Below are 13,811 nucleotides of genomic sequence, written 5' to 3'. Positions count from 1 at the left end.
GTTATTATTCAGCGGGTTCTATTTAAAAACAAGCCGAAAGATCTTCTGGATCCTCCGGCTAATTATTTACCTTTAGGTAATTTACCAATTCTTATTTATTAGACGGTCGATACTGAATTTACCTGGCCCCGAAATAGCCAATAACAAATAGCCACCGCCGATAGTCAAATTCTTTAGAAACATAGTTTGGTTCATGCCTTCAGCAAAGTTGCTGTGGAAAAGCAGGGCAGTCAGCATACAGAAACTAAAAGTAAATAGCGCTGTTGTACGGGTTAAGAAACCGAACAGAATGGCTAGGCCGCCACCCAGTTCAAGCAAGATAGTCAATGGTAATAAAAAACCAGGAATCCGCATGGCTTCCATATATTGTTGAGTACCAGCATAGGCATCACCTAACTTTCCATAACCTGCAACGATAAACAGGATTGGCATCAAAATACGGGCTAATAGCAGGGCTCTATCTTCAAATTTTTTCATTAATGACTCCAAGGATACAGATAAATAATGATGATTTACTTAATGATTAGGCTGCACTAACTTGAAATAGCACAATTTGCTAATTATTAACAGATGGAATGTATACTAAAGAGAGGGGCGCTTAGTTGTAAGTAAGGATTATTAACAATTTTATACAAAGTTTTTGAATGTAAGTAATGTGATTGATAATCAATAAGATATATTATGAAGAATAATTACTTCTTTCTTTTCAATATCTTCAATGCACCAATGACTCGGCGGGTCCAGCGATAGAATTTCACTGGGTGACGAAGACCATATAAAGAGATGGTACTGGCTCCGAGTAGCAGATAAGGTTTTAATGACAAAAGCTTTTTCCAGCCTTTGTCATAAGGCTCGGTGATATTTCGCCAGTGCTGGGTATCGTTAGAAAGTATCAGCCGTTGTAACAGGATACTTTTGAGTAATTGTTGTTTTTTCAGTTTTCTTTTTTGGCTCTGTTTACTCATTACTATGATCCTCCAGCATCTCTCTATCAATCTTTAATTGCTCGCGGGTTGCGTTAAGTAATGTTGAATTACGGGATTTCCTGATAGTCCATATCAGGCCAATGAGCGCCAGGGTTAACAAAGTACCTGTGGTGACGGCTAATGCAGTAAGACGCCAGGCTGGATCGACAGCCCAAAAAATCAGAGCAAGCAGGCACATCAGGCCAAAAGCGGTAAACAGCAATGTCAGACCGGTCATTAATATCAGTTGTATCAGCGTTGCCTTTTCCTTTTCCAGTTCTACAACGATCAGTTGTAAGCGGGTTTCTACCATCCCGATAATGATGGTGGCAATGCGTTGAAGAGAATCAAGGACCCCTTTACCGGGGCCTTGAGATTTGGATGGGTGGTTCATATTAGCGTTTAGCCAACAATACACCTAATACGACAGCCACGGCGGCACCAATGCCAATACTTGTCCACGGTTTGTCGTGAACGTAGTCATCAACATGACGAGCCATCTCTTTTGTTTGCATAACGACTTTGTCACTGACAGTACCAAGTTTCATGCGAGTTTCTTGGAGTACGGCTTCTATTTTTCCGCGGATTTTTTCCAGTTCGACATCGGATTTATCACCGGAATTTTTGATCACTTCCTCTAGTGTTTTCGAGAGGGATTTTAATTCAATGCGTAAGTCTTCAGCAGTTTTGTTATGTACCATGTAAATACTCCTTATGTAGGTGTGTATATTTGATTTAGTCAGTCGATTTTCCAGAGGCTGGAAAAGACTATCCTTAAATATAGCTTATATTTTAGAAGGTGAATGAAAAACATTAGCGTTATTTCACTATTCTGCCGCAAACAATACTTTTGTCTGCGACAGAAGGGGATTTAAGGATTTTTCAGAATGAACTACTTTTTTTGAGGGGATTGACACGTTTTTTTACGTAACACAACTAACAAACTACCGCTAAAACCAATAATTAGTAAAGCAAGTGGCAGTAATATCAGGAAATTCATTACCAGATCTTCATACTGACGGAAAATAGGGGTTTTACCGAGTGCATAGCCCAGAGAGGTCAGGATAACGACCCACAGGAAGCCACTGAGCCAGTTAAAAAACTGGAAACGGCTGTTTTTCAGGCCCGTTAGACCTGCAAGTGTTGGTAATAGGGTTCTTATAAATGCGAGGAAACGGCCGATAAGTAAAGCAGACAGACCGTGGCGGTGAAAAAGATTGTAAGCTCTCTGATGATAATGAGCTGGGAGGTGGGAGAGCCAACTTTGTACTATCCTAGTATTTCCTAACCATTTCCCCTGAAGATAACCGACCCAGCAACCTAAGCTTGCTCCGGTGGTCAATATAACAAGTGTTACCGGGAAACTCATTGCACCTTTGGCAATTAATACGCCAACTAATATAAGTAAGCTGTCTCCTGGTAAAAATGCAGCGGGAAGCAGGCCATTTTCAAGGAAGAGTATCAAGAATAGCATGATATAAATGGCCCATAGTAGGGATGGATTGGCCAGAGTTTCATAATCCTGGTGCCAAAGTGCATATATAAGTTCTTTTACTATTTCCATCAGGTGTTCCTAAAATGCCTTTGTTCGTTCATCCTGAAAGCATAAGGCTAAACCGATTAAACTGTATCCTGTTTTAGTTATTTGGCCGGTTATAACGCCTTTTCAATCCGTTAAGAGAGGCAAATGGTGCGGCCTGCGACACTGTAACAAAATCAAGAGTGACTAAACAGAAAATTTTGGTGATCAATTGAACATTGATTGGGGTGGAATAATAAATTGATCTGATGAGATCGGTTTATTGGATTTTTAATTTAAATTAATCGCTATTTTCTCACTGTTTTATTTGCAGTTTATTGGCTATTTCTATGAGTCAATATTTTTGCGATGATGGATTGATTCTTGAGTGAATTTGATTTACTTTTCACCATAGCAAAGGGGAGTAACTTCCTTGCCGGTTTATCGTCATTACGATGCAATAGCATCCGGTAGCCGGGCAACCTTGAACTGATACCTGGTGGTACATTTTTTGTGTTGTAAGTGAGACCTTGCCAGAAGGCGAGGGTTGCTTGCAATACATTCATCTCCATTACGTGGGGAAGAAATATAGCAACGGCTGACGTCTTCTGAGACTTCAGCCGTTTTTGTTTATGTAGAGAAAGAAAATGAACTCAGTGGGTAATCCTGTTTTATGGGGAAGTTTCGCCGTTTTAATTACGATTATGTTGTTACTGGATCTGCTCTTACAAGGGCGTAAGAAAGAGCGGACAATGTCATTTCGTCAAGCTGCTGTCTGGAGCGTAATTTGGGTAAGTTTGTCACTCTTATTTACATTAGGATTGTGGTGGTATTTCAGAGAAACTGTAGGGGAAGCTGTCGCCAATAGTCAGGCAATGGCTTTTCTTTCGGGTTATTTACTTGAAAAAGCACTCGCTGTTGATAACGTGTTTGTCTGGCTGATGTTGTTCAGTTATTTTGCCATTCCGGTAAATTTGCAGCGCCGGGTGCTCATTTACGGTGTCTTAGGCGCAATTGTGCTGCGTACTGTGATGATCTTTGCAGGGAGCTGGCTGGTTTCTCAATTCAGTTGGATACTCTATCTATTTGGCATCTTTCTGTTGGTTACTGGCGTTAAGATGGCGTTGGCAAAAGAGGATAATTCTCCGATAGGGGATAAACCTTTTGTCCGCTGGTTCAAATCGTGTATTCGTATGACTGATCATCTGCACGGGGAACGTTTCTTTGTTAAAGACAATGGGTTGTTGTATGCGACCCCATTGATTTTGGTTCTGATTTTGGTTGAAATCAGTGACGTTATTTTTGCTGTAGACAGCATTCCTGCTATTTTTGCAGTCACAACAGACCCTTTTATTGTTTTGACCTCTAACCTTTTCGCTATTTTAGGATTACGTGCAATGTATTTTCTGTTGGCAGGTGTAGCAGAGAAATTCACAATGCTGAAATATGGTTTATCCGTCATTTTGGTATTTATCGGTATTAAGATGCTGCTAATGGATATTTATCATATTCCTATGGGCGTTTCTCTGGGGACTATTGCGATTATTTTGACAATAACAATGATTATTAATGTTTGGGTAAATAAGTATAAAGCTAAAGAGATCCAGTAATCAGGGAACTATTTTTTAACAGGCAACCTTATCTTCTTGTTCAGGGGGATAGGGTTTCTTATTGTCTTAAATTACTGAAAAATGGTTAAACATAAAAGTAAATAATTGTGCTTTGTAAATGTGTAAATTGCCGTTTTGATCACACAAATGTGAATGCATTGTTAATAAGTGCTGACAAGGTTGTATATTTTAACTGTTTCTGCTTTCCACCATTCTTGGGTTCCCTATACTGAGGCAGCAAACACAAAAAATAGAGGTTCAGCTGAACTGTTAATAAAATGGGTCAATTATGGAAAAACAAAAGCGTGGCTTCGTGCATTACATTGCACAGGGGAGCTTGGTTAAACAAATTTTGGTCGGTTTAATTGCAGGGATACTATTAGCGTGGTTGGTGCCTTCGGCTGCCAAGTCGGTCAGCTTGCTTGGGTCGTTGTTCGTTAGCGCCTTAAAAGCAGTAGCCCCGGTATTGGTATGGATTTTGGTTATGTCTTCTATTGCTAATCACAAAGAGGGCCAGAAAACCAATATTCGTCCAATTCTTGTCCTCTATATTCTGGGTACTTTTTCCGCCGCTTTAGTTGCTATGGCCGGTAGTTTTATGTTCCCGTCACAATTGGTGCTGGCTGTAAATGATGTTCAGATGTCTCCTCCTGAAAACATTATGGAGGTGATTAAAGGGGTATTGGGTAATGTTGTCGCTAATCCGGTGAATGCGTTACTAAATGGTAATTATGTCGGTATTCTTGCCTGGGCTATTGGTTTGGGGATCGCACTGCGTCACGCGAAGGATTCAACTAAATCTCTGATTCATGATATGTCTGAAGCGGTTACTCAGATTGTTCGGGTAGTAATCCGTTGTGCACCTGTTGGTATCTTCGGCTTGGTGTCATCAACTATCGCAGAAACCGGTTTTAATACTTTGTTGGGATATGCCCAACTGCTGGCTGTGTTACTGGGTTGTATGCTGGTTGTCGCATTTGTTGTAAACCCATTGATCGTTTATTGGAAAATTCGTCGTAACCCTTATCCACTGGTATTTGCTTGCTTGCGTGAAAGTGGCGTGACAGCATTTTTCACCCGTAGTTCGGCTGCGAATATTCCGGTGAATATGGCTATGTGTCGCCGTATGAATCTGCATGAAGATACTTATTCGGTTTCCATCCCGTTGGGGGCAACGATCAATATGGAGGGTGCTGCGGTGACTATCCCGGTATTGACTCTGGCCGCGGTAAATACGCTCGGGATACCCGTTGACCTGCCTACAGCATTGTTGTTAAGCGTGGTTTCTGCCATTTGTGCCTGTGGTTCTTCTGGTATAGCGGGTGGTTCCTTACTGTTGATCCCTCTGGCCTGTAGTATGTTCGGTATTTCTAATGAAATTGCTATGCAGGTTGTGGCGGTTGGTTTAATTATTGGTGTATTGCAGGATTCGGCAGAAACCAGCTTGAACTCTTCTACTGATGTATTGTTCACCGCTGCGGTTTGTCAGGCTGAGGATGACCGTCTGGCGTTGGATCAGCTAACTCAGCGTGATTGACTGACGTTTTCCGGTTGAAGTTAAGAAGATGGTAATAGGTAAGAAGAATAAAACGTCCGCGCCAGGAATGGCGCGGTTCGAGCGTTTACTGCATCTTGGCGGTCTGCCTGTGACCGCCATTATTTATCGTCAGATTTTAAGCCCCAATCGAGTGCCCTGATTGATAGCCCGTCGGGCATCCAGTTCAGCAGCAACATCTGCGCCGCCAATAAGGTGCACGGTTTTTCCCGCTTGCTGTAACGGTTGATACAGTTCTTTCAGTGGCTCTTGTCCGGCACAAATAATGATGTTATCTACGGCAAGACAGCTCTGTTCCCCGTTACAGCTGATATGTAATCCCTGATCATCTATTTTCAGATATTGCATATTGTTGAGCATTTTCACGCCACGCATGTGCAGACTGGTTCTGTGTACCCAACCTGTTGTTTTACCTAATCCTTCACCCACTTTGGTCGGTTTACGTTGTAGCAGATAAATTTTTCGGGGGGAGGGTTCTGGTTTCGGGCCTTCAAGCGATAAACCACCACGATGTGCCAGATTCTGGTCAATGCCCCATTCTTCGCTGAAAGTGGTACGATTAAGGCTGGTGCTTTTTCCCGGTTGACTCAGATATTCAGCGATATCGAAGCCAATTCCACCGGCACCAATGATAGCTACATGCTGACCGACAGTTTTTTTGTCCCTGATAACATCTAAGTAGCTCAGTACTTTTTCGTGATGAATACCATCAATAGTGAGTTGACGGGGCACGATGCCACTGGCGATGATCACTTCATCGAAACCGGCGAGTATTTCTGTCGTTGCGGTCTGATTCAGCCGTACATCAACATGATGGATTGCTAATTGACGCTGAAAATAACGTAATGTTTCATGAAACTCTTCTTTACCGGGGATCTGTTTGGCAATATTGAATTGCCCGCCAATCTGCCCATGACGTTCAAACAGAGTGACATGATGACCACGGCTGGCAGCCGTCACGGCAAATGACAATCCAGCAGGTCCTGCACCGACAACCGCCAGTTTTTTGGGCATGGTAACCGGTTCGGCAGCCATTTCTGTTTCGTGGCAGGCGCGGGGATTAACAAGGCAGGAGGCTATTTCACCGACAAAAATCTGATCCAGACATGCCTGATTACAGCCAATACAGGTGTTTATCTCATCAGCTCGTCCTTGTTGGGCTTTCAGAACAAATTCAGCGTCAGCTAGAAAAGGCCGTGCCATGGAAACCATATCCGCACAACCTTGTGCCAGCGCTTGCTCTGCAATTTCTGGATCATTAATCCTGTTTGTTGTGATCAATGGGATTGAAACTTTCCCCATCAACTTTTGCGTTACCCAACTGAATCCGGCGCGGGGAACCATCGTGGCAATAGTTGGAATTCGTGCCTCATGCCAGCCGATACCCGTATTGATAATAGATGCCCCCGCTTGCTCAATAGCGACGGCTAATTGCTCGATTTCCTGCCAATCAGAGCCCTCTTCGACTAAATCCAGCATTGAAAGCCGGTAAATCAGAATAAATTCCCGTCCGGTTGCTTGACGGACTGCTTTGACAATCTCCACGGCAAAGCGCATTCGATTTTCAAAACCGCCACCCCATTGATCCTGGCGGTGGTTGGTGCGGGTAGTCAGAAATTGGTTAATCAGATAGCCCTCAGAACCCATGATTTCTACACCATCATAACCTGCTTGCTGTGCCAATTGCGCACAGTGAGCGAAGTCAGCAATGGTTTGCTGAATGTCTTCTTCTGTCATTTCACGGGGCATAAATGGGTTAATCGGGGCTTGAATGGCAGTAGGGGCGACAAGATTCGGCTGGTAGCTATAACGGCCGGTATGCAGGATTTGCATGGCAATTTTTCCACCAGCCTGATGAACCGCATCTGTAATAACTTTATGATGGATAAGGTCTTTTTCATCTACCAAAAATGCTGTGCCTTTTCCTATAACACCTTGTTTATTTGGGGAAATTCCGCCTGTGACAATCAATGCTACACCTCCTGCTGCCCGTTCAGCATAAAAGTGGGCAAGCCTCTGGGCGCGATCGGGATGTTCTTCTAACCCGGTGTGCATTGATCCCATCAGAATGCGGTTTTTCAGTGTGGTGAACCCCAGGTCTAAAGGGGTGAACAGGTGAGGGTAGTGGCTCATTGCAATCTCCGTCGGGTGTTTGTCAATCATAACCAGATTATTGTTATTGTGTCCGAAACCACGAGGCAAAAACATCAGGTGGTCGGATGAGATAGTGGTTCAAATCTAGATGGAATAAGGTTAATTGGGAAAAAAATGTTAAATGAATGTGACGTGTATCATAAAATCTCGTTCTGCCATAGGTTGATTAAAGAGAGTGGGAATGCAGAAGTTGTTGATGGACTCCTTGATGATTGATTTTATCATTCTCAATGACAACGATGTTGTTGGTATTTTCTAAGCTTGGTATATAACAATTAGTTATTAGCATTGTTATGAAATAATAATAATTATCAAAAAATCGGGAAGTAGAGTTCAGTATGATTTGTGTAAGCTAGATTTTATGGCGAAATGGACAATATAGAGGATGATATTCGATCCCATTGAGGTGTAATTATGTTGAAACAATTTGACCAGTTTGTGAACTACCCTGATTTTGCAAAGTTATTTCTGCGGTTATCACTGGGATGTTTGATGTTATTGCATGGTATTCATAAAGTTCAACCTGATGGACTGAAAGGCATTGAAGCCATGCTGACCAATGTAGGGGTTCCCACTTTTATTGCTTATGGTGTATTGATTGGTGAAATTGTTTGCCCGGTTTTAATTATCCTTGGTATTTTTACTCGTGTTGCTGCATTGATAGTTGCTCTGACAATGGGTGTCGCAGTAGTACTTATCCACGGTTCTGATATTTTCTTCCTGAACAATGCAACGGGGGGATGGGGTGTTGAAAGTGCGGGTTTGTTTTTCCTGGTCGCATTATCCATCATGTTCCAGGGTAGTGGGCGTTTTACTTTAATAAAAGATTAATTTCTCATATATTAACCCCATTCTGGTTTTGATTCTGGAATGGGGAGATGTCTTCTATACTTAACTTATTTATTAATACCAACGGTTATTATGAGAAAACAAATGACTGAATGGGTCACTCTGGAAGGGAAAAGGGTTATTCTTGAACCTTTGACGCACCAGCGGCATGATGAATTTGTACAGGTAATTGAAGAGGGGGAATTACATAGATTGTGGTACACCAATATTCCTTCACCGGTTGATCTGAGCAAAGATATTGATCGCCGTTTATTCTTATATGAGAGAGGCACCATGCTGCCTTTTGCTGTTGTTGACCACCGGACAGGCAAAGCCGTTGGAATGACCACTTATATGAATATTGATTCTCATGCTCGCCGGATGGAAATCGGTTCTACCTGGTATGCGCGTTATATCCAGCGGACATATATCAATACAGAAGCGAAGTATCTGCTATTGAAATATGCTTTTGAAGAATTGAGTTGTATCGCCGTAGAATTTCGTACTCATTTTCTTAATCATCAGAGTCGGAAAGCGATAGAACGGCTGGGTGCGAAACTTGATGGGATTTTGCGGAGTCATACTTTATCTAAAGATGGTAGTATCAGGGATACTTGTGTTTACAGCATTATTAATGGTGAATGGCCTGCGGTCAAAAGCCATCTTGAATGGCAGATGGTTAAACCAAGATAGAAGCCATTTCAAAAACCAGGCTATGCCACACTGGGTGGCGGCCTGATTCTGATTTAATTTGAAGGCAGAGAATCCTGCATTCCATTATCCAGCTCATCCAGTAATTGATAACGGCGACGATATTCAGCTCGTTTCTTACTGGCGATATCTTCAAGAGATTTTCTTTCAATGGTTAATGGCAGATGGAAATCTTTATTTTTCCCCCTTGCTCCACCTAATGATTCCCAGAAAGAATCGTAATCAGCAACTAATTTGTCTTTCTTTTTATGCCAATAGCGCAGGCTTTTATAGATGTGGGTATCATTGCTGGCTGCCAGAATTTGTTGACAACCAAAGTGGGCAGCAAAACGGCAAACAGATTCAAGCAGTAAGCGTTTTGGAAATAATCCGTAACAATCTTTCGTTGCATGGCGGATAATTTCAAGGGTTGTATCTTCTTTGGAACCTTGTAGCCCACCAATAAATAGTGTCTTTTTACCCGCAATGGTCAGTAGCGTAAAAGCACATTTTGCTAGCGTTTTATTATCTTCCGTCCCAATAAATAAGGTAAGCTCGCCTTCTTTGTTAAAACAGTCCATAGAGTCTATAAAAATAGTATAAGTTCCGCTTTTACCATTGATAACTGCTAATGGATATGCGTTGGAACAAAAAATTTTATTGATAATAGACTTATTTAGCCCGGTAAATAACAGCTGATAATGTTCATTTATTGCACGTAACGTTTGCCCTTTGTTGAAATTGATACTCAGATAAGGGCGATGTAGTTTAGAAGGCAAACAAGGTTGTTTCTTCAAAATATCCAGATAAAACGGTGTGTTAACTATCTGGTTTAATAGTTTTAGCGTCGATATTGGCATCAGAGCACTACGTAAAGCAAACTTGGTGCGATTCTGTGCAGAATACCAGTGAGGGCTTGGACTGATTTTTTTTCCGACTAAATCTGTAAATAGTCTGATACCCGAGTTGGCAGGTTGATACATATATTCCATTCTTTTCTAATTCTGATTACGATATGGCACATGGCAGGAAAATTACTTAATTTATCGAGTATACTACTTTGGTATTAAACAATACCTCAACAAGCTTCATTTGCGTTGTTTTTAACAAGATTGTAGTTATTGATTAACTTCGATTTAATAATTGATGATGTTTTTTCGTTTTAAAAGTATACAGAAGATATAAGGAGATTGATTCAGTCTTGGTGATTTGCAACGAATTTGGCAGGTCAGTATTAACGGTAAATGAGTGCTGTTAGATATGCTCGCTTTTAGGATAATTAAGTTAAAATTATTAATGATATTTCTATAGGTCTATTAGCTATTAGTTATGTGCATTATAATAAAGTTATGTAATTTGTTTTTATTTTATTATTAATATCATTTGGTTAAATTATTTAATTATATTTTCATTGAATTTGTTTGACATTCGCAGGGTATAAATTCTATTTTTATTGTTAATTTATATTTACTCATTTTGTGGGTTACTTCACTTCACAAAAGGTCATTAGCAATGGATGAAATGCTTATTCTTGTTGATAAACATGATAATCCCATTGGTTCAGCGGGAAAAATGGATGTTCACAAAAAAGGTATGTTGCACCGGGCCTTTTCTATATTTGTTTTTGATAGTAAAGGAAATTTACTCCTACAGAAGCGGGCGGTGAACAAATATCATTCGGCAGGACTTTGGACTAATAGCTGTTGTGGACATCCTCGAATCGGAGAAACGCTGGAGGTAGCTGCACACCGTCGGCTTGGTGAGGAAATGGGGTTTGACTGCCCATTGAAAAAGGTTTCGTCATTTATTTATCACGCAACACTACCTAATAATTTGATTGAATACGAATATGATCATGTTTTCATTGGGAGGTTTGATAAAGAGCCGATAATTAACGCTGACGAAGTATCTGATTATAAATGGGTTAATTCGCTGGAATTGAAAGCGTTAATTGATAAAGCTCCCTGGAAATATACAGTTTGGTTTAAAGAAATCGTTTATAGCCTTTCGAATCAAGATGTTGAAGATTGGCAAAGGCAGCTCTGATGGCAATGTAATTTATCGGATAACCGCAAAATTGGATGATAGATCATGAGTATCTTAAACAACATGTTGTACACTGATATTGATCCTGCCCAGCCTTATCACATCATCCGTGGGGAAACCTCCAACGATTATGAAAGCAAAGTAGTGCAAACTTATTGTGAAGATCCAGAGCGTTGGCGCAAAGTGATTGGTAATACGCTGTTATTTCAGTTTGGTGTTTATGATGATCCCGCTTCAAAACCACCAATTTCACTGGATGAATCAGGTATTCGTTATTTTGATCGTCAACTGCTATTGGCTGGTCTGGAGACAAAGATAGAGCGGCCTGCGATTCGGCGCATTTTGGATATTGGTTGTGGCTGGGGTTATATCTTGAAATATCTGGCTGAACGCTTCCCTGAGTGTGCTCGCTTGGATGGGGTTAACATCAGCGAGCAGCAATTGCGGTATTGTGCCAAGTTTCATGCAGAACATGGGCTGTCCAAGCGTATCAATCTATATCTATGTAATGCACAGGATATTGATCGTTTACCTGATCCACAAGAGCTTTATAATCTGGTGATTATCCGTGGTGTCATTTCGCATTTTCCTAATTTGCTGTATGAAAAGACCATGCGTGCATTGTTCAAACGCATGGAGGTTGGTGGCCGGGTGATTATTTCTGACAATCTCTATAATGTGGATCTAGGCACCTATAAATCGGATACTCCTGACATCATCGATCGCCTCGCTTGTGGTAATCGTAAAGAGTCTGCTTATTTCAGACAAGTGTTAGAGGAAAGCGGTTTTATCATTAAGGATATGAGAGTATTGCCGTCTAATGCTGATGTAGTGCATTGGCTGCTGGATGTTAAGGCCAACATCGAACGAAATTTTCCTGAAGGTGTTAATGGTGCTTTAGAGGAGCTTCGTGTGTTAGCTGAAAATTTCTCGATCGGTCAGGTGAAAAACTATGTCTCGACCTATAGCGTTATCGCACAGAAACTTTAACAAGCAGCTTGGTTCTTAAAGCGTTAGTTGCACTTTTAGAATTGATCCGTGCATTTCTGAAATAGATAACGGAAACGTAGCTAAGGCCATCGGGGTAACCTCCCGATGGCCTTTAACATTTACCACCTGTGATCAAGCTACTGTGCCTAATTTTCTACCCTTCATAAAACGCAATCAGATGCACGCAACGTCATCTGCGTCGCGCTCATGCTGCACAATCCCCACGAAATAAAAGTAAACCTGACGTAACGCACTACACCGCACCCGCCTGCACGTTTTGGATCAAAAGAGGATCACGAAGATAATTACAATGCAATGATATTAAAGGAAAAATTCTATTTTACGTGAAAAAGAAGATCACGAAAGGAAGCCGTGTTTTATCATAGAAATCAGATAGAGCGCGGCTTTACAGGATATACAGAACTGAAATTATTTTATCCTTTTGCATTATGACAAGGAGAAAGTGAAAGTATTAAAGTGTGCTTAATTCATTAATAAGCGCAGGATTACGTTCAAGCATCTTAAGTAGTTTCAGTGATGAACCAGAAGGAATGCGGCGGTGCTGTTCCCAGCTTTGAATTAGAGATGCAGAAACGCCAACAGCTTCGGCAAATTCACTTTGTTTTAAGCCAAAGGTTTCACGTAAGTTTTTTACATCAGGCAGGCGATGGTAATGGATATTTTCATCAGAAACAGAAAGTTCGCCTTTTTCAATTGCTACCATCTGATTCATGCTTTCAACCAGATCGTTAAAAAGTTTTTTGTCCATAGTTTCTCCGCTGTATGAACATTGCCGCGTATCTGCGCGGTGTTAATTACTGTAATTTGTTACTGATGGCTTTAAGTACCTCTTTTTCTTTTGGAGTTAAGTCATCTTTTTTATTTTTAGGGTAAATCAAAAGGAGATAGAGCCTCCCAGTTTTGGTTATGGCATAGTAGATAATTCTTACTCCGCCACGTTTTCCTATCCTTTCTCGCTGCCAACGAATCTTTTTACATCCTCCAGTAGCGCTGATGGTACTACCCTGCTCGTGATTCTTTAGTAAGTGCTCCTGTAATAGCCTAAATTCATCATCGGTTAACAGTTCTGCTCGTTCTCTACTAAATACGGGAGTTTCAATAAAAACCAGATATTCCATAAAAAACATCCTTGCCTATATATGGAAATATGATATTCGTACATAGTACGATAGTCAAGATCAAATCGTACTGGAGACTAGATCTTAATGCACATAGAAAATTGTAGTTGATCTTCTGAAAACAATTTATTATCGTTTTATGCATGGGGACTCAAAACCTCAAGTAAGCGGTCAAAACCAACCCCGTTAGTGTTGGGTTTTTTATGCCTAATTTTTAATGGTAGCTATTCGGCTATCATCTCTCTGATTCAATGTCGGGAGGGCGACTAATACAACACCCGCAAGGGGAATAAGTCCGCGGTTTCTTACTGCCGT

At 41.1% G+C, this 13,811-nt stretch carries 16 protein-coding genes; 6 read left to right on the top strand and 10 right to left on the bottom strand.

Translation table 11 applies throughout. The features are described 5' to 3' along the window. Positions 1–81 precede the first annotated feature (81 nt). The 6 genes from ACGF7G_RS11105 to ACGF7G_RS11080 form a co-directional block, all read right to left on the bottom strand. The gene (locus tag ACGF7G_RS11105; RefSeq protein WP_387465482.1) at positions 82–477 is read right to left on the bottom strand and encodes a DoxX family protein; all 396 of its coding nucleotides are present in this window, start codon (positions 475–477) and stop codon (positions 82–84) included. 215 nt (positions 478–692) lie between these two features. Further along, on the bottom strand, positions 693–965 hold the full coding sequence (locus ACGF7G_RS11100) for a YqjK-like family protein (RefSeq protein WP_387465480.1): 273 nt from the start codon (positions 963–965) through the stop codon (positions 693–695). Further along, entirely contained in the window at positions 958–1,359 is a 402-nt protein-coding gene (locus ACGF7G_RS11095) for a phage holin family protein (RefSeq protein ID WP_133815540.1), read from the bottom strand. Before ACGF7G_RS11095 ends, ACGF7G_RS11100 begins: the two co-directional genes overlap by 8 nt. Before the next feature lies 1 nt (position 1,360). Beyond that, the gene (locus ACGF7G_RS11090; RefSeq protein ID WP_133815539.1) at positions 1,361–1,666 is read right to left on the bottom strand and encodes a YqjD family protein; all 306 of its coding nucleotides are present in this window, start codon (positions 1,664–1,666) and stop codon (positions 1,361–1,363) included. Between the two features lie 191 nt (positions 1,667–1,857). Next, entirely contained in the window at positions 1,858–2,529 is a 672-nt protein-coding gene (locus ACGF7G_RS11085) for a DedA family protein (RefSeq protein ID WP_133815538.1), read from the bottom strand. A gap of 290 nt (positions 2,530–2,819) precedes the next feature. Further along, on the bottom strand, positions 2,820–3,050 hold the full coding sequence (locus tag ACGF7G_RS11080) for a hypothetical protein (RefSeq protein WP_387465479.1): 231 nt from the start codon (positions 3,048–3,050) through the stop codon (positions 2,820–2,822). Positions 3,051–3,131: 81 nt separating this feature from the next. Between ACGF7G_RS11080 and ACGF7G_RS11075 the strand changes: the two genes are divergently transcribed. Then, on the top strand, positions 3,132–4,094 hold the full coding sequence (locus ACGF7G_RS11075; RefSeq protein WP_387465477.1) for a TerC family protein: 963 nt from the start codon (positions 3,132–3,134) through the stop codon (positions 4,092–4,094). A 289-nt stretch (positions 4,095–4,383) separates the two neighbouring features. Next, complete coding sequence (gene sstT / locus ACGF7G_RS11070; protein WP_387465475.1) at positions 4,384–5,631, top strand: serine/threonine transporter SstT; 1,248 nt, start codon at positions 4,384–4,386, stop codon at positions 5,629–5,631. Positions 5,632–5,760: 129 nt separating this feature from the next. Here the strand turns inward: sstT and ACGF7G_RS11065 are convergent, their stop codons facing one another. Continuing rightward, positions 5,761–7,782, bottom strand: a complete 2,022-nt coding sequence (locus ACGF7G_RS11065; protein WP_387465473.1) for an FAD-dependent oxidoreductase — start codon at positions 7,780–7,782, stop codon at positions 5,761–5,763. Positions 7,783–8,217: 435 nt separating this feature from the next. Between ACGF7G_RS11065 and ACGF7G_RS11060 the strand changes: the two genes are divergently transcribed. Further along, entirely contained in the window at positions 8,218–8,634 is a 417-nt protein-coding gene (locus ACGF7G_RS11060; RefSeq protein ID WP_387465472.1) for a DoxX family protein, read from the top strand. Positions 8,635–8,736: 102 nt separating this feature from the next. After that, the gene (locus ACGF7G_RS11055; protein WP_387465470.1) at positions 8,737–9,324 is read left to right on the top strand and encodes a GNAT family N-acetyltransferase; all 588 of its coding nucleotides are present in this window, start codon (positions 8,737–8,739) and stop codon (positions 9,322–9,324) included. Positions 9,325–9,377: 53 nt separating this feature from the next. Here ACGF7G_RS11055 and ACGF7G_RS11050 read toward each other — a convergent pair whose 3' ends face one another. Then, positions 9,378–10,304, bottom strand: a complete 927-nt coding sequence (locus tag ACGF7G_RS11050; protein ID WP_387465468.1) for a VirK/YbjX family protein — start codon at positions 10,302–10,304, stop codon at positions 9,378–9,380. 529 nt (positions 10,305–10,833) lie between these two features. Between ACGF7G_RS11050 and idi the strand changes: the two genes are divergently transcribed. Next, the gene (idi, locus tag ACGF7G_RS11045) at positions 10,834–11,367 is read left to right on the top strand and encodes an isopentenyl-diphosphate Delta-isomerase (RefSeq protein ID WP_387465466.1); all 534 of its coding nucleotides are present in this window, start codon (positions 10,834–10,836) and stop codon (positions 11,365–11,367) included. A 45-nt stretch (positions 11,368–11,412) separates the two neighbouring features. Continuing rightward, the gene (locus tag ACGF7G_RS11040) at positions 11,413–12,357 is read left to right on the top strand and encodes an SAM-dependent methyltransferase (protein WP_387465464.1); all 945 of its coding nucleotides are present in this window, start codon (positions 11,413–11,415) and stop codon (positions 12,355–12,357) included. Positions 12,358–12,829: 472 nt separating this feature from the next. On the opposite strand, the gene nadS is transcribed toward ACGF7G_RS11040, so the two are convergent. Together nadS and ACGF7G_RS11030 are read right to left on the bottom strand one after the other, a co-directional pair. Beyond that, positions 12,830–13,126, bottom strand: a complete 297-nt coding sequence (gene nadS, locus ACGF7G_RS11035; RefSeq protein ID WP_113044380.1) for a NadS family protein — start codon at positions 13,124–13,126, stop codon at positions 12,830–12,832. 46 nt (positions 13,127–13,172) lie between these two features. Next, positions 13,173–13,496, bottom strand: coding sequence for a type II toxin-antitoxin system RelE/ParE family toxin (locus tag ACGF7G_RS11030; protein ID WP_011148113.1), 324 nt, complete (start codon positions 13,494–13,496; stop codon positions 13,173–13,175). Between the last annotated feature and the right edge of the window lie 315 nt (positions 13,497–13,811).

Origin of the sequence: Photorhabdus sp. RM323S (assembly GCF_042879375.1) — a bacterium.
Taxonomy (GTDB): Bacteria; Pseudomonadota; Gammaproteobacteria; order Enterobacterales; family Enterobacteriaceae; genus Photorhabdus; species Photorhabdus tasmaniensis.
Note: the sequence above shows the minus strand (reverse complement) of the source record. Positions and strands in the feature narration are given on the sequence as shown.